Raw genomic sequence first — 12,827 nt, forward strand, 5'->3', positions numbered from 1 at the left:
AAGGCTAAATTCGAGCGTAACAAGCCGCACTGCAACATTGGCACGATCGGCCACGTTGACCACGGCAAGACGTCGCTGACGGCGGCGATCACGAAGGTTCTGGCGGAGACGGGCGGTGCGACGTTCACGGCCTATGACCAGATCGACAAGGCGCCGGAGGAGCGCGCGCGCGGGATCACGATCTCGACGGCGCATGTCGAGTACGAGACGACGAACCGGCACTACGCGCATGTGGACTGCCCGGGCCATGCCGACTACGTGAAGAACATGATCACGGGTGCGGCGCAGATGGATGGCGCCATCCTGGTGGTTTCGGCGGCCGACGGCCCGATGCCGCAGACCCGCGAGCACATCCTGCTGGCGCGCCAGGTCGGCGTTCCGGCGCTGGTTGTGTTCATGAACAAGTGCGACATGGTGGACGACGCGGAGCTGCTCGACCTGGTCGAGCTGGAAGTGCGCGAGTTGCTGTCGAAGTACGAATTCCCGGGCGACACCATTCCGATCGTCCGTGGTTCGGCCTTGTGCGCGCTGGAAGACAAGAGCCCGGAACTGGGCAAGGAAGCGATCCTGAAGCTGATGGCGGCGGTTGACGAATACATCCCGCAGCCGGAGCGTCCGAAGGATCGTCCGTTCCTGATGCCGATCGAGGACGTGTTCTCGATCTCGGGCCGCGGCACCGTGGTGACCGGCCGTGTCGAGCGCGGCATCGTGAAGGTGGGCGAGGAAGTCGAGATCGTCGGCCTGCGCCCGACGCAGAAGACCACGGTGACGGGTGTGGAAATGTTCCGCAAGCTGCTGGACAGCGGCGAGGCGGGCGACAATATCGGCGCGCTGCTGCGCGGCACCAAGCGCGAGGAAGTGGAGCGCGGCCAGGTGCTGGCGAAGCCGGGTTCGATCACGCCGCACACCAAGTTCAAGGCCGAGGCCTACATCCTGACCAAGGAAGAGGGCGGCCGCCACACGCCGTTCTTCTCGAACTACCGGCCGCAGTTCTACTTCCGCACGACCGACGTGACGGGCACGGTGGAACTGCCGGAGGGCACCGAGATGGTGATGCCGGGCGACAACATCGCCATGACGGTGAACCTGATCGCGCCCATCGCCATGGATGAGGGCCTGCGCTTCGCCATCCGCGAAGGCGGCCGCACCGTCGGCGCCGGCGTCGTCGCCAAGATCGTCGAGTAAGAGGCGAAAGGCCTAAAGGAATCCAGAAAATGGAAAGCCAGAACATCCGCATCCGCCTCAAGGCGTTCGATCATCGTGTGCTCGACCAGTCGACCAACGAGATCGTCTCCACGGCGAAGCGCACCGGCGCCCAGGTCCGCGGTCCCATTCCGCTGCCGACGCGCATCGAGCGCTTCACCGTCAACCGCTCGCCGCACATCGACAAGAAGAGCCGCGAGCAGTTCGAGATCCGCACCCACAAGCGGTTGCTCGATATCGTCGATCCGACCCCGCAGACGGTGGACGCGCTGATGAAGCTCGACCTCGCCGCCGGCGTGGACGTCGAGATCAAGTTGAAGAACTAAGAGGAGGGGCACCTATGCGAACCGGCCTCATCGCCCAGAAGCTGGGCATGACCCGAGTCTTCGCCGAAGATGGCGCGCACGTGCCCGTGACCTTGCTGAAGGTCGCTGGTTGCCAGGTCATCGCGGTCCGAACCGAGGAAGCCAACGGCTACAACGCCGTGCAGCTTGGTCTCGACAAGGCGAAGGTGAAGAACGTCTCGAAGGCCCAGCGCGGCCACTTCGCGAAGGCGAAGGTCGAGCCGAAGAAGAAGATCGCGGAATTCCGCGTCGCCAAGGACGCGCTGCTCGAAGTGGGGGCCGAACTGACGGCCGACCATTTCGTCGCCGGCCAGTTCGTCGACGTCACCGGCACCACGATCGGCAAGGGCTTCGCGGGTTCCATGAAGCGCTGGAATTTCGGCGGCCTGCGCGCCAGCCACGGCGTCTCGGTCTCGCACCGCAGCCATGGTTCGACCGGTAACCGCCAGGATCCGGGCCGTACCTTCCCGGGCAAGAAGATGGCGGGCCATCTCGGCACCGAGCGGGTGACCACCCAGAACCTGAAGGTCGTCGCCACCGATCCGGCGCTCGGCATCGTCATGGTGAAGGGCGCCGTCCCGGGCCACGAGGGCTCCTATGTCCTCATCAAGGACGCCAAGAAGCGGCCGCTGCCGAAGGAGGCGCCGTTCCCGGCCGCCCTCAAGGCCAAGGCCGAAGCGGCGGAGTGAGCGAGGAAATCATGAAGCTCAAGGTCATCGACATCAACAACAAGCCGCAGGGCGAGATCGAGCTGGACGACACCACGTTCAACGACATCTTCGGCCGACCGGTGCGCAAGGACATCCTGGCCCGCGTGGTCAACTGGCAGCTGGCCAAGCGCCGTGCCGGCACCCACAAGACCAAGGAAATCGGCGACGTCTCCGGCACCACCAAGAAGCCGTATTCCCAGAAGGGAACCGGCCGCGCCCGCCAGGGCTCGCTGCGCTCGCCGCAGTTCCGTGGCGGTGCGACCATTTTCGGCCCCGTCGTGCGCAGCCATGCCCACGACCTGCCGAAGAAGGTCCGCACCCTCGGCCTCAAGACCGCCCTCTCGGCCAAGGCCAAGGAAGGCAAGCTGGTGGTCCTCGACGGCGTCGGCCCGGACGCCAAGACCAAGGACGTGGCGAAGAAGTTCGCCGCCCTCGGCTGGAAGTCGGTCCTGCTGATCGAAGGCAAGGCGGTGACCGAGGGCTTCGCCCGCGCCGCCCGCAACATCCCGCATGTGGATGTGCTGCCGCAGCAGGGCGCCAACGTCTATGACATCCTGCGCCGCGACACCCTGGTCCTGACCCGGGACGCCGTGCAGCACCTGGTGGAGCGCCTGAAATGAGCCGCGCACGTAAGATGGAAAAGCCGGTGGTGACCCTCTCCGACGCTGCCAAGCTGGAGATCATCCGCCGCCCCCATGTGACCGAGAAGGCCACCATGGGGTCCGAGCACAACCAGGTCACCTTCCGCGTGCCGCTCGAGGCCAGCAAGCCGGAGATCAAGGCTGCGGTCGAGAGCGTGTTCAAGGTCAAGGTGACGGCCGTCAACACGATCCGTGTCGAGGGCAAGAGCAAGCTGTGGCGCGGCCGTCCGGGCAAGCGTCCTGATTTCAAGAAAGCGATCGTGACCCTCGCCGAGGGTTCCAAGATCGATGTGACGACGGGGATCTAAGCCATGGCGTTGAAGACATTCAAGCCGACCTCCGCCGGTCGCCGCCAGCTGGTGATCGTCGATCGCGCCGAGCTGCACAAGGGCGATCCGGTGAAGGCCCTGACCGAGGGCCTGAAGAAGTCCGGCGGCCGCAACAATTACGGCCGCATCACCGCGTTCCGCACCGGCGGCGGCCACAAGCGCCGCTACCGCGTGGTGGACTTCAAGCGCCGCAAGTTCGACGTGCCGGCGACGGTCGAGCGCCTCGAATACGACCCGAACCGCACCGCCTTCATCGCCCTCATCCGCTACGAGGACGGCGAACTGGCCTACATCCTGGCACCGCAGCGCCTGAAGGCCGGCGACCAGGTGGTCTCGGGCGAGCGCGTCGACGTGAAGCCCGGCAATGCCATGCCGCTGAAGGCGATCCCGGTCGGCACCATCATCCACAATGTCGAGCTGAAGCCCGGCAAGGGTGGCCAGATGGCGCGTTCCGCCGGCACCTTCCTGCAGCTGGTCGGCCGCGACCAGGGCAACGCCCTGCTGCGCATGCCCTCCGGTGAAGTGCGCATGGTCAAGGCCGAGTGCATGGCGACCATCGGCGCCGTCTCGAACCCGGACCAGCAGAACGTCTCGATCGGCAAGGCCGGTCGTGCCCGCCACATGGGCTACCGCCCGACCACGCGCGGTATCTCGATGAACCCGGTCGACCACCCGCATGGCGGTCGCACCAATGGCGGCCGCGCCTGGGTCACCCCCTGGGGCAAGCCGACCAAGGGCAAGAAGACTCGTCACAACAAGAAGACGGATGGCCTGATCGTGCGCCGCCGTCACGCAGCGAAGAAGTAAGGAGGGCGACGGATAATGGCTCGCTCCGTTTGGAAAGGTCCGTTCATCGACGGTTTTCTGCTGAAGAAGGCAGAGGCCGCCCGGGCGTCCGGCCGCAACGAGGTGATCAAGACCTGGTCGCGTCGTTCGACCATCCTGCCGCAATTCGTCGGCCTCACCTTCGGCGTCTATAACGGCCAGAAGTTCCTGCCGGTCCTCGTCACCGAGAACATGATCGGCCACAAGTTCGGCGAGTTCTCGCCGACCCGGAACTTCCCCGGCCATGCCGCCGACAAGAAGGCGAAGAGGGGCTGACGATGAGCAAGCAGAAGAAAGCCCGCACGCTGGGCGACAACGAGGCGAAGGCGATGCAGTCGGTGGTGCAGACCACCCCGCGCAAGCTGAACCTCGTCGCCCAGATGATCCGCGGCCTCGACGCCCAGCCGGCGCTGGCGGCACTCACCTTCTCGAAGAAGCGCGCCGCCCAGGACGTCAAGAAGGTGCTGCAGGCGGCGATCGCCAATGCCGAGAACAACCATTCGCTCGACGTGGACCGGCTGTTCGTGGCCGAGGCCTTCGTCGGCAACAGCTTCCGCCTGAAGCGCTTCCATGCCCGCGCCCGCGGCCGTGGCGTGCGCGTGGTGAAGCTGTGGAGCAACCTGACCGTAATCGTGCGCGAACGCGCCGAAGCAGCCGAGGAGGCAAAGTAAATGGGTCAGAAAGTCAATCCGATCGGGCTGCGCGTCGGTATCAACCGCACCTGGGATTCGCGCTGGTTCGCGGACAGGGACTATGCCCAGCTCCTCCACGAGGACCTGAAGCTGAAGAAGTACCTGACCGAGCGCCTCAACCAGGCGGGCGTCGCCCGCGTGGTGATCGAGCGCCCGGCCAAGAAGGCGCGCGTCACCATTCACACCGCGCGCCCGGGTGTCGTCATCGGCAAGAAGGGCGCCGATATCGAGAAGCTGCGCGGCGACCTCTCCAAGATGACCGGCTCGGAAGTGAGCCTCAACATCGTCGAGATCCGCAAGCCCGAGATCGATGCCAAGCTGATCGCCGACAACATCGCGCAGCAGCTCGAGCGCCGCGTCGCCTTCCGCCGCGCCATGAAGCGCGCCGTGCAGTCGGCCATGCGCCTTGGCGCGCTCGGTATCCGCATCAACTGCTCGGGCCGCCTCGGCGGCGCCGAAATCGCGCGCATGGAATGGTACCGCGAGGGCCGCGTGCCGCTGCATACGCTGCGCGCCGAGATCGATTTCGGCGAGGGTACCGCGAAGACCACCTATGGCACCTGCGGTGTCAAGGTGTGGGTGTTCAAGGGCGAGATCATGGCCCACGACCCGATGGCCATGGACAAGCGTGCCGTGGAGCATCAGGCCGGCGGCCATCCGGGTGGCGGCGCCGAGCGCCGCGCCTGATTGAGCGATAGGGAACAGTAACATGCTTTCTCCGAAGCGGACAAAGTTCAGGAAGGCCCACAAGGGCCGTGTCAAGGGCGTGGCCAAGGGTGGCTTCACGCTCGATTTCGGCGCCTTCGGCATGAAGGCGATGGAGCCCGGCCGCATCACCGCGCGCCAGATCGAGGCGGCCCGCCGTGCCATCACGCGCCACATGAAGCGCGTCGGCAAGGTGTGGATCCGCGTCTTTCCGGACGTGCCGGTCAGCCGCAAGCCGGCCGAAGTGCGCATGGGCTCGGGCAAGGGCAGCCCGGAATACTGGGTGTGCCGCGTGAAGCCCGGCCGCATCATGTTCGAGATCGACGGCGTGCAGAAGCCGCTGGCCGAAGAGGCGTTCCGCCTGGCCGCAGCCAAGCTGCCGATCAAGACGCGTCTGGTGACGCGTATCGGCGACGAGTAAGGACGAGGAGCCCGCAGTCATGAAGGCGAAGGACATCGCACTGAAGACCGAGGACCAGCTCAAGGCGGACCTCGTCAATTTGAAGAAAGAGGCTTTCAACCTGCGCTTCCAGCGCGCGTCGGGCCAGCTCGAGAACACCGCGCGCGTGCGCACCGTTCGCCGCGACATCGCCCGCATCGAGACTTCCCTGCGCCAGAAGGCGCTGGTGAAGGCCTCGGCGTAACCGGCGGCAAGAGGAGACAAGAGATATGCCGAGGCGCGTCCTGCAAGGCACCGTGGTCAGCGACAAGACCGACAAGACCGTCACCGTCCTGGTTGAGCGTCGCGTCATGCACCCGCTGTACAAGAAGATCATTCGCCGCTCCAAGCGCTATGCTGCGCATGACGAGGCGAACAAGCACAAGGTTGGCGACGTCGTATTCATCCGTGAATGCGCGCCGATCTCCAAGACCAAGCGCTGGGAAGTGGTCGACGCTGCCACTGCCCAGGCGTAACCGACCATAACCAGCGCATTTTGTAACGAGAAGGATCTCGAACCATGATCCAGATGCAGACGAACCTGGATGTCGCCGATAATTCCGGCGCGCGCAGGGTGCAGTGCATCAAGGTGCTGGGCGGCTCGAAGCGCCGCACGGCCGAGGTCGGCGACGTTATCGTCGTGTCGATCAAGGAAGCCATTCCGCGCGGCAAGGTGAAGAAGGGCGACGTCCATCGCGCCGTCATCGTGCGCACCGCCAAGGAAATCCGCCGCGGCGACGGCTCCGCCATCCGCTTCGACCGCAATGCCGCGGTGCTCATCAACAAGCAGGGCGAGCCGATCGGCACCCGCATCTTCGGCCCGGTGACTCGCGAGCTGCGCGGCAAGAAGTTCATGAAGATCATCTCGCTCGCTCCCGAAGTGTTGTGAGCGCGAGAGGCAAGGTGCTGAAAATGGCAACGAAGCTGAAAGTCAAGAAGGGCGACAAGGTGGTTGTGATCACCGGTCGCGACAAGGGCAAGACCGGCGAGATCATCGAGGTCCAGCCGGCGCTCAACCGCGTCAAGGTTCGCGGCGTCAACATGGTCAAGCGTCACCAGAAGCAGACCATGCAGACCCAGGGCGGCATCATCGAGAAGGAGGCGGCGATCCACGTCTCCAACATCGCCCATATCGACCCCAAGACGCAGAAGCCCACCCGCATCGGCTACCGGATGGAAGGCGAGAACAAGGTTCGTTTCGCCCGCGCCTCCGGCGAGAAGATTGATTGAGGGAGCGAGAGACAATGGCACGCACCCGTTTGCATGATCACTACGAGACGGTCGTCCGACCGGCGCTGATGAAGGAGTTCTCCTACAAGAACTCCATGGAAGTGCCGAAGATCGAGAAGATCGTCATCAACATGGGCGTCGGCGAGGCGACCGCGGACAGCAAGAAGATCAATGTCGCGGTTGAGGAACTGACCGCCATCTCCGGCCAGAAGCCGGTGGTGACCAAGGCGAGGAAGTCGATCGCGACCTACAAGCTGCGCGAGGGCATGTCGATCGGCGCCAAGGTGACCCTGCGCCGCGAACGCATGTACGAATTCCTCGACCGCCTGATCACCATCGCCCTGCCGCGCGTCCGCGACTTCCGCGGCGTCAACGGCAAGAGCTTCGACGGCCGCGGCAATTACGCGCTCGGCCTCAAGGAGCAGCTGGTGTTCCCGGAAATCGACTACGACAAGGTCGACAAGGTCCGCGGCATGGACATCATCATCGTTACAACCGCCAAGACCGATGCTGAGGCCAAGGCGCTGCTGAAGGGCTTCCAGATGCCCTTCATCAATTGAGCCGGCCGGAGGATATGACACATGGCTAAGACAAGCTCCGTCGAGAAGAACAAGAAGCGCGAGAAGATGGCGAAGCAGTACGCTGCCCGCCGCGCCCGCCTGAAGGCCGTCGCCGACAACGAGGCGCTGCCGATGGAAGAGCGGTTCGCCGCGCGCCTGAAGCTCGCCGAACTGCCGCGCAACTCGTCGAAGGTGCGCATCCGCAACCGCTGCGAACTCACCGGCCGCCCCCGCGCGACCTATCGCAAATTCAAGCTGTCGCGCATCGCGTTGCGCGAGCTTGCCTCGACCGGCCAGATCCCTGGCATGGTCAAGTCGAGCTGGTAAGGAGCAAGAGATCATGGCAATGAACGATCCCTTGGGCGATCTCCTGACCCGCATCCGCAACGGCCAGAAGGCCCGGATGACCGCGGTCACCAGCCCAGCCTCCAGGCTCCGCGCCAACGTGCTCGAAGTGCTGAAGCGCGAGGGCTACATCCGCAACTACACCGTCGACCAGTCGACCCCGGGCGGCGAGATCACCGTCGAGCTCAAGTATCACGAGGGTCAGCCCGTGATTCAGGAGATCGCGCGCGTCTCGAAGCCGGGCCGCCGGGTCTATTCCAAGATCGCCGACCTGCCGCGCTACTATAACGGCCTCGGTATCTCCATCCTGTCGACGCCCCGCGGCGTCCTCTCGGACAGCGAAGCGCGCACCCAGAACGTGGGTGGCGAAGTGCTGTGCCGGGTATTCTAAGCGAGGAGGACCGAAGTCATGTCTCGCGTTGGTAAGAACCCCGTCGCCCTGCCCCAGGGCGTCAGCATCGACCTCGCCGGCGGCCTGGCCACGGTGAAGGGCAAGCTGGGCGCCCTCAAGCTGCCGATCTCCAAGGAGGTCGAAGTGAAGGTGGACGGCGACAAGGTCTGGGTAAAGCCGCTTTCGGAATCGAAGCAGGCACGCATGAGCTGGGGTGCCACCAGGGCCAACCTCAGGAACATGGTCGAGGGCGTCTCCAAGGGCTTCACCAAGACCCTGGAGATCAACGGCACGGGCTACCGTGCCGCCGTCCAGGGCAAGAACCTGCAGCTCAACCTCGGCTTCAGCCATGATGTCTCCTATCCGATCCCGGAAGGCATTACGGTGAAGTGCGAAAAGCCGACCACGATCGCCATCACCGGCATCGACAAGCAGATCGTCGGCCAGGTCGCCGCCGAGATCCGCGGCTATCGTCCGCCCGAACCCTACAAGGGCAAGGGCATCAAGTACGACACCGAGACCATCCTGCGTAAGGAAGGCAAGAAGAAGTAAGGGCTGGACATGTCGAAAGCGAAAGAACTTTTCGAGCGCCGCAAGGCGCGGGTCCGGACCCAGATCCGGAAAAAGGTTGTCGGACGGCCGCGCCTGTCGGTGTTCCGTTCGAGCCTGCACATCTATGCGCAGATCATCGATGACGTTAACGGCACGACGATCGCAGCCGCCTCGACGGTCGACAAGGACCTCAAGGGCAAGCTGAAGACCGGCGCCAATGTCGACGCCGCCAAGGCGGTCGGCAAGCTGATCGCCGAGCGCGCCGTCTCCAAGGGCGTCAAGGAAGTCGTCTTCGATCGCGGCGGCTACATTTATCACGGTCGGGTCAAGGCCCTGGCCGACGCGGCCCGTGAAGGCGGGCTGTCGTTCTAAGGAAGGGATCTGACAATGGCTAAACCAGCGAAGAGCGAGCGCCGTGACCGCGAGCGCCGTGAGCGTGAGGCCGAGCCGGAGCTGATCGAGAAGCTCGTCGGCATCAACCGCGTCGCCAAGGTGGTGAAGGGCGGCAAGCGCTTCGGTTTCGCGGCGATCGTCGTGGTGGGCGACGGCAAGGGCCGCGTCGGCCACGGCGCCGGCAAGGCGCGCGAGGTCCCGGAAGCGATCCGCAAGGCGACCGAGCATGCCAAGCGCGGCATGATCCGCGTGCCGCTGCGCGAGGGCCGCACGCTGCATCATGACGTCACCGGCCATTTCGGCGCCGGCCGCGTCGTGCTGCGCGCCGCCGATCCCGGTACCGGCATCATCGCCGGCGGTCCGGTCCGTGCCATCTTCGAGGCGCTCGGCGTCAATGACGTCGTCGCCAAGTCGGTCGGCACCTCCAACCCGCACAACATGATCCGCGCCGCGTTCGATGCGCTCAATCACTGCTCCTCGCCCCGCTCCGTGGCCTCGCGCCGCGGCAAGAAGGTGAGCGACGTGATCGGCCGCAAGGACGCCGCCGCCGAAGCCCGCGAATAACGGGCTGGAGGGAGAGAGAACATGGCTGGCAAAGTCAAGATCACCCAGACCGGCAGCCCTATCGGCCGCCCCGCCGAGCAGCGGGCGACGCTGAAGGCGCTGGGTCTCGACAAGATGAACCGTTCGAACGTGGTCGAGGACACGCCGTCGATCCGCGGCATGCTGCGCAAGGTGCAGCACCTCATCGCCATCGAACCGGCGAAGTAAGGATTAGAAACCATGAAGCTGCACCAGCTTTCCGATAATCCGGGTGCGCGCAAGAAGCGCATCCGCGTCGGCCGCGGCATCGGCTCGACCAAGGGCAAGACCGCCGGCGTCGGCGGCAAGGGCCAGCACGGTCGTTCCGGCGTCGCCATCAACGGCTTCGAGGGCGGCCAGATGCCGCTCTACCGCCGCCTGCCGAAGCGCGGTTTCAACAACATCTTCCGTCTCGACTTCTCGGAGGTGAACCTGGGTGCGCTGCAGGCCGCGATCGAGGCCAAGCGCCTCGATGCCTCGAAGCCGATCAACGGCAAGGTGCTGAAGGCCGCCGGCCTGATCGGCCGCGTGCGCGACGGCGTGCGCCTGCTGGGCAAGGGCGAACTGAAGAGCAAGATCGACATCACCGTGGTCGGCGCTACCAAATCGGCGATCGCCGCGGTCGAGAAGGCCGGTGGCAAGGTGACCGTGAAGGCGCCGAAGAAGGTCAAGCCCGAGGGCGAAGCCGCCCAGGCCTGAGCCGGTATCGACAAAATCAGGCCCCGGATGCTCTCCGGGGCCTGAAATGTTGAGAGGCGCTAACCATATTACCGCGTACTGCCGATTTCCCGGCGATCTGGCCCGAAGGGTGAACGATGGCCTCAGCTGCTGAACAACTCGCCGCCAATATCAATTTCGGCGCCTTCGCCAAGGCCGAGGAACTGAAAGCGCGCATCTGGTTCACGCTGGGTGCCCTCATCGTCGCCCGCATCGGCACCTACATCCCGCTGCCCGGCATCGACGCCGCCGCCTTCGCCCAGATCTTCGCCCAGCATTCCGGCGGCGTCCTCGGCATGGTCGACATGTTCAACGGCGGCGCCATCAGCCGCATGACCGTGTTCGCGCTGGGCATCATGCCCTACATCTCGGCCTCGATCATCATGCAGTTGCTGACCTCGGTCTCGCCGCATCTCGAGGCGCTGAAGAAGGAAGGCGACGCGGGCCGCAAGAAGATCAACCAGTACACCCGCTACGGCGCCGTGGTCCTTGCCATGGTCCAGGCCTTCGGCATGGCCAACGGCCTGCAGAGCATGAGCGGCCCCTCGGGCAGCGCCGTGATCGATCCAGGCATCTTCTTCGTCATCACCACCGTGGTGACGCTGACCGGCGGCACCATGTTCCTGATGTGGCTGGGCGAGCAGATCACCGCCCGCGGCATCGGCAACGGCATCTCGCTGATCATCTTTGCCGGCATCGTCGCCCTGCTGCCCTCGGCCTGCGGCCAGCTCCTGGCGCAGCTCTGGGAGGGCACCGTCTCCGGCTTCAAGGTGACGCTCATCGCCGTCCTCGCCGTGGTCGTCATCACCGGCATCGTCTTCTTCGAGCGCGCACAGCGCCGCCTGATCGTGCAATACCCCAAGCGTCAGGTCGGCAACCGCATGTTCGGCGGCGAATCCTCGCACCTGCCGCTGAAGCTGAACGCTTCCGGCGTGATCCCGCCGATCTTCGCCTCGTCGCTGCTGCTCCTGCCGCTCACCGTCGCCGGCTTCTACGGCACAAATGCCGACACGCCTGGCTGGCTCCAGGGCGTCATGGCGCATTTCGGCCATGGCCAGCCGATCTACATCGTCGCCTATATCGGCCTCATCGTCTTTTTCGCCTTCTTCTATACGGCGATCGTCTTCAACCCGGACGATACCGCCGAGAACCTGAAGAAGCATGGCGGCTTCCTGCCCGGCATCCGCCCCGGCAAGAACACCGCTGAATATCTCGACTACGTGCTGACCCGCCTCACCGTGATCGGCGCCGCCTATCTGGCGGTGGTCTGCGCCATGCCGGAAATCCTCATCGCCAATTACGCGCTGCCCTTCTATTTCGGCGGCACCAGCCTGCTGATCGTGGTCTCGGTCACCATGGATACGGTCGCCCAGATCCATTCGCATCTGCTGGCCCACCAGTATGAGGGCCTGCTCAAGAAATCAAAGCTGAAGGGGCGGCGTTGATGAAGCTTATCCTGCTGGGCCCGCCGGGGGCGGGGAAGGGGACCCAGGCCAAGCGCCTGACCGACAATCACGGCCTGGTTCAGCTCTCAACCGGCGACATGCTGCGGGCGGAAGTGGCCTCGGGCTCGGCGCTGGGGCAACAGGCGAAGAAGGTCATGGAGGCCGGCCAGCTGATGCCGGACGACATCATCGTCGGCATGATCGAGAGCCGCATGGCGCAGCCGGATTGCAAGGGCGGCTTCGTGCTGGACGGCTTTCCGCGCACCGAAGGCCAGGCGGCGGCGCTGGACGCCATGCTGCGCCGGCACGGCGCGGCGATCGACGCCGTGATCGAACTGGCGGTGGACGAGGCGGCGCTGGTCGAGCGCATTTCCGGGCGCTATGCCTGCGCCAAATGCGGCGCCGGCTATCACGACACCTTCCAGAAGCCCAAGGTTCCGGGCGTGTGCGATTCCTGCGGTGGCACCGAGTTCACCCGGCGCAAGGATGACAATGCCGAAACGGTCAAGGCACGGCTGGTTGCCTATCGCGAGCAGACTGCCCCGATTCTGCCCTTCTATCGGGGCAAGGGGCTGCTGCACCAGGTGGACGGCATGGCCGATCTTGATGAAGTCACCACGGCGATCGAGCAGGTGTTGCGTGTGGTCAAGGCCAAGGCATTGACCTGAAAGGATAAAACGAATCGCCGCAGAGTCGGAAAAGTGGCGGTTCGGTGGTTGACGGG

The 12,827-nt window shown here is 64.9% G+C and carries 24 protein-coding genes; all 24 read left to right on the plus strand.

Features of this window, described 5'->3' with window-relative positions; genetic code table 11:
* Positions 1 to 1,185, plus strand: a 1,185-nt coding sequence (gene tuf, locus A8950_RS01540; protein WP_133611772.1) for an elongation factor Tu, incomplete at its 5' end; no start/stop codon positions are given.
* A 29-nt stretch (positions 1,186 to 1,214) separates the two neighbouring features.
* Complete coding sequence (gene rpsJ, locus A8950_RS01545) at positions 1,215 to 1,529, plus strand: 30S ribosomal protein S10 (protein WP_133611773.1); 315 nt, start codon at positions 1,215 to 1,217, stop codon at positions 1,527 to 1,529.
* Between the two features lie 14 nt (positions 1,530 to 1,543).
* Entirely contained in the window at positions 1,544 to 2,236 is a 693-nt protein-coding gene (gene rplC / locus A8950_RS01550) for a 50S ribosomal protein L3 (protein ID WP_133611775.1), read from the plus strand.
* Between the two features lie 11 nt (positions 2,237 to 2,247).
* Positions 2,248 to 2,877, plus strand: a complete 630-nt coding sequence (rplD, locus tag A8950_RS01555) for a 50S ribosomal protein L4 (RefSeq protein WP_133612637.1) — start codon at positions 2,248 to 2,250, stop codon at positions 2,875 to 2,877.
* Between the two features lie 14 nt (positions 2,878 to 2,891).
* A complete protein-coding gene (locus tag A8950_RS01560) occupies positions 2,892 to 3,206 on the plus strand; it encodes a 50S ribosomal protein L23 (protein WP_208109741.1) in 315 nt (104 codons plus the stop codon).
* 3 nt (positions 3,207 to 3,209) lie between these two features.
* Entirely contained in the window at positions 3,210 to 4,034 is an 825-nt protein-coding gene (gene rplB / locus A8950_RS01565) for a 50S ribosomal protein L2 (RefSeq protein ID WP_133611778.1), read from the plus strand.
* Between the two features lie 15 nt (positions 4,035 to 4,049).
* Positions 4,050 to 4,328 carry a 30S ribosomal protein S19 gene (gene rpsS, locus A8950_RS01570; RefSeq protein WP_133611780.1) on the plus strand — a complete coding sequence of 93 codons (279 nt, stop codon included), beginning with the start codon at positions 4,050 to 4,052 and terminating at the stop codon, positions 4,326 to 4,328.
* Between the two features lie 2 nt (positions 4,329 to 4,330).
* On the plus strand, positions 4,331 to 4,723 hold the full coding sequence (gene rplV, locus A8950_RS01575) for a 50S ribosomal protein L22 (RefSeq protein ID WP_133611782.1): 393 nt from the start codon (positions 4,331 to 4,333) through the stop codon (positions 4,721 to 4,723).
* A complete protein-coding gene (gene rpsC / locus A8950_RS01580; protein WP_133611783.1) occupies positions 4,724 to 5,431 on the plus strand; it encodes a 30S ribosomal protein S3 in 708 nt (235 codons plus the stop codon).
* Between the two features lie 22 nt (positions 5,432 to 5,453).
* A complete protein-coding gene (gene rplP, locus A8950_RS01585; protein ID WP_133611785.1) occupies positions 5,454 to 5,870 on the plus strand; it encodes a 50S ribosomal protein L16 in 417 nt (138 codons plus the stop codon).
* A 19-nt stretch (positions 5,871 to 5,889) separates the two neighbouring features.
* Positions 5,890 to 6,093, plus strand: coding sequence for a 50S ribosomal protein L29 (rpmC, locus tag A8950_RS01590; RefSeq protein ID WP_133611786.1), 204 nt, complete (start codon positions 5,890 to 5,892; stop codon positions 6,091 to 6,093).
* Between the two features lie 25 nt (positions 6,094 to 6,118).
* Positions 6,119 to 6,364: a 30S ribosomal protein S17 gene (gene rpsQ / locus A8950_RS01595; RefSeq protein ID WP_133611788.1), complete on the plus strand. Its 246-nt coding sequence runs from the start codon at positions 6,119 to 6,121 to the stop codon at positions 6,362 to 6,364.
* Between the two features lie 44 nt (positions 6,365 to 6,408).
* Positions 6,409 to 6,777 carry a 50S ribosomal protein L14 gene (rplN, locus tag A8950_RS01600; RefSeq protein WP_133611790.1) on the plus strand — a complete coding sequence of 123 codons (369 nt, stop codon included), beginning with the start codon at positions 6,409 to 6,411 and terminating at the stop codon, positions 6,775 to 6,777.
* Positions 6,778 to 6,800: 23 nt separating this feature from the next.
* Positions 6,801 to 7,118, plus strand: a complete 318-nt coding sequence (gene rplX, locus A8950_RS01605; protein WP_166644942.1) for a 50S ribosomal protein L24 — start codon at positions 6,801 to 6,803, stop codon at positions 7,116 to 7,118.
* A gap of 14 nt (positions 7,119 to 7,132) precedes the next feature.
* Positions 7,133 to 7,678, plus strand: coding sequence for a 50S ribosomal protein L5 (gene rplE / locus A8950_RS01610; RefSeq protein WP_133611792.1), 546 nt, complete (start codon positions 7,133 to 7,135; stop codon positions 7,676 to 7,678).
* Positions 7,679 to 7,699: 21 nt separating this feature from the next.
* Positions 7,700 to 8,005 (plus strand): 30S ribosomal protein S14, encoded by a 306-nt coding sequence (gene rpsN, locus A8950_RS01615; protein ID WP_133611794.1) that lies wholly within the window; start codon positions 7,700 to 7,702, stop codon positions 8,003 to 8,005.
* A gap of 13 nt (positions 8,006 to 8,018) precedes the next feature.
* Entirely contained in the window at positions 8,019 to 8,414 is a 396-nt protein-coding gene (gene rpsH, locus A8950_RS01620; RefSeq protein WP_133611795.1) for a 30S ribosomal protein S8, read from the plus strand.
* An 18-nt stretch (positions 8,415 to 8,432) separates the two neighbouring features.
* Positions 8,433 to 8,966, plus strand: coding sequence for a 50S ribosomal protein L6 (gene rplF, locus A8950_RS01625; protein WP_133611797.1), 534 nt, complete (start codon positions 8,433 to 8,435; stop codon positions 8,964 to 8,966).
* A gap of 9 nt (positions 8,967 to 8,975) precedes the next feature.
* On the plus strand, positions 8,976 to 9,338 hold the full coding sequence (gene rplR, locus A8950_RS01630) for a 50S ribosomal protein L18 (RefSeq protein WP_133611799.1): 363 nt from the start codon (positions 8,976 to 8,978) through the stop codon (positions 9,336 to 9,338).
* A gap of 15 nt (positions 9,339 to 9,353) precedes the next feature.
* The gene (gene rpsE / locus A8950_RS01635) at positions 9,354 to 9,923 is read left to right on the plus strand and encodes a 30S ribosomal protein S5 (RefSeq protein WP_133611801.1); all 570 of its coding nucleotides are present in this window, start codon (positions 9,354 to 9,356) and stop codon (positions 9,921 to 9,923) included.
* Positions 9,924 to 9,944: 21 nt separating this feature from the next.
* Positions 9,945 to 10,130 (plus strand): 50S ribosomal protein L30, encoded by a 186-nt coding sequence (rpmD, locus tag A8950_RS01640; RefSeq protein ID WP_133611802.1) that lies wholly within the window; start codon positions 9,945 to 9,947, stop codon positions 10,128 to 10,130.
* Between the two features lie 12 nt (positions 10,131 to 10,142).
* Positions 10,143 to 10,640 (plus strand): 50S ribosomal protein L15, encoded by a 498-nt coding sequence (gene rplO, locus A8950_RS01645; RefSeq protein ID WP_133611804.1) that lies wholly within the window; start codon positions 10,143 to 10,145, stop codon positions 10,638 to 10,640.
* Positions 10,641 to 10,756: 116 nt separating this feature from the next.
* Positions 10,757 to 12,103 carry a preprotein translocase subunit SecY gene (gene secY / locus A8950_RS01650; protein WP_133611806.1) on the plus strand — a complete coding sequence of 449 codons (1,347 nt, stop codon included), beginning with the start codon at positions 10,757 to 10,759 and terminating at the stop codon, positions 12,101 to 12,103.
* The gene (locus tag A8950_RS01655) at positions 12,103 to 12,771 is read left to right on the plus strand and encodes an adenylate kinase (RefSeq protein ID WP_133611808.1); all 669 of its coding nucleotides are present in this window, start codon (positions 12,103 to 12,105) and stop codon (positions 12,769 to 12,771) included. The genes secY and A8950_RS01655 overlap by 1 nt, the downstream gene beginning before the upstream one ends.
* Positions 12,772 to 12,827: the final 56 nt, after the last annotated feature.

This window comes from Dongia mobilis, from assembly GCF_004363235.1.
Lineage (GTDB): Bacteria > Pseudomonadota > Alphaproteobacteria > Dongiales > Dongiaceae > Dongia > Dongia mobilis.

Excerpts from the sequence above, each read along its gene's own strand:
- rpsJ (WP_133611773.1), top strand. The coding sequence starts at position 1,215 with ATGGAAAGCCAGAACATCCGCATCCGCCTCAAGGCGTTCGATCATCGT.
- rplC (WP_133611775.1), top strand. The coding sequence starts at position 1,544 with ATGCGAACCGGCCTCATCGCCCAGAAGCTGGGCATGACCCGAGTCTTC.
- rplD (WP_133612637.1), top strand. The coding sequence starts at position 2,248 with ATGAAGCTCAAGGTCATCGACATCAACAACAAGCCGCAGGGCGAGATC.
- A8950_RS01560 (WP_208109741.1), top strand. The coding sequence starts at position 2,892 with ATGGAAAAGCCGGTGGTGACCCTCTCCGACGCTGCCAAGCTGGAGATC.
- rplB (WP_133611778.1), top strand. The coding sequence starts at position 3,210 with ATGGCGTTGAAGACATTCAAGCCGACCTCCGCCGGTCGCCGCCAGCTG.
- rpsS (WP_133611780.1), top strand. The coding sequence starts at position 4,050 with ATGGCTCGCTCCGTTTGGAAAGGTCCGTTCATCGACGGTTTTCTGCTG.
- rplV (WP_133611782.1), top strand. The coding sequence starts at position 4,331 with ATGAGCAAGCAGAAGAAAGCCCGCACGCTGGGCGACAACGAGGCGAAG.
- rpsC (WP_133611783.1), top strand. The coding sequence starts at position 4,724 with ATGGGTCAGAAAGTCAATCCGATCGGGCTGCGCGTCGGTATCAACCGC.
- rplP (WP_133611785.1), top strand. The coding sequence starts at position 5,454 with ATGCTTTCTCCGAAGCGGACAAAGTTCAGGAAGGCCCACAAGGGCCGT.
- rpmC (WP_133611786.1), top strand. The coding sequence starts at position 5,890 with ATGAAGGCGAAGGACATCGCACTGAAGACCGAGGACCAGCTCAAGGCG.
- rpsQ (WP_133611788.1), top strand. The coding sequence starts at position 6,119 with ATGCCGAGGCGCGTCCTGCAAGGCACCGTGGTCAGCGACAAGACCGAC.
- rplN (WP_133611790.1), top strand. The coding sequence starts at position 6,409 with ATGATCCAGATGCAGACGAACCTGGATGTCGCCGATAATTCCGGCGCG.
- rplX (WP_166644942.1), top strand. The coding sequence starts at position 6,801 with ATGGCAACGAAGCTGAAAGTCAAGAAGGGCGACAAGGTGGTTGTGATC.
- rplE (WP_133611792.1), top strand. The coding sequence starts at position 7,133 with ATGGCACGCACCCGTTTGCATGATCACTACGAGACGGTCGTCCGACCG.
- rpsN (WP_133611794.1), top strand. The coding sequence starts at position 7,700 with ATGGCTAAGACAAGCTCCGTCGAGAAGAACAAGAAGCGCGAGAAGATG.
- rpsH (WP_133611795.1), top strand. The coding sequence starts at position 8,019 with ATGGCAATGAACGATCCCTTGGGCGATCTCCTGACCCGCATCCGCAAC.
- rplF (WP_133611797.1), top strand. The coding sequence starts at position 8,433 with ATGTCTCGCGTTGGTAAGAACCCCGTCGCCCTGCCCCAGGGCGTCAGC.
- rplR (WP_133611799.1), top strand. The coding sequence starts at position 8,976 with ATGTCGAAAGCGAAAGAACTTTTCGAGCGCCGCAAGGCGCGGGTCCGG.
- rpsE (WP_133611801.1), top strand. The coding sequence starts at position 9,354 with ATGGCTAAACCAGCGAAGAGCGAGCGCCGTGACCGCGAGCGCCGTGAG.
- rpmD (WP_133611802.1), top strand. The coding sequence starts at position 9,945 with ATGGCTGGCAAAGTCAAGATCACCCAGACCGGCAGCCCTATCGGCCGC.
- rplO (WP_133611804.1), top strand. The coding sequence starts at position 10,143 with ATGAAGCTGCACCAGCTTTCCGATAATCCGGGTGCGCGCAAGAAGCGC.
- secY (WP_133611806.1), top strand. The coding sequence starts at position 10,757 with ATGGCCTCAGCTGCTGAACAACTCGCCGCCAATATCAATTTCGGCGCC.
- A8950_RS01655 (WP_133611808.1), top strand. The coding sequence starts at position 12,103 with ATGAAGCTTATCCTGCTGGGCCCGCCGGGGGCGGGGAAGGGGACCCAG.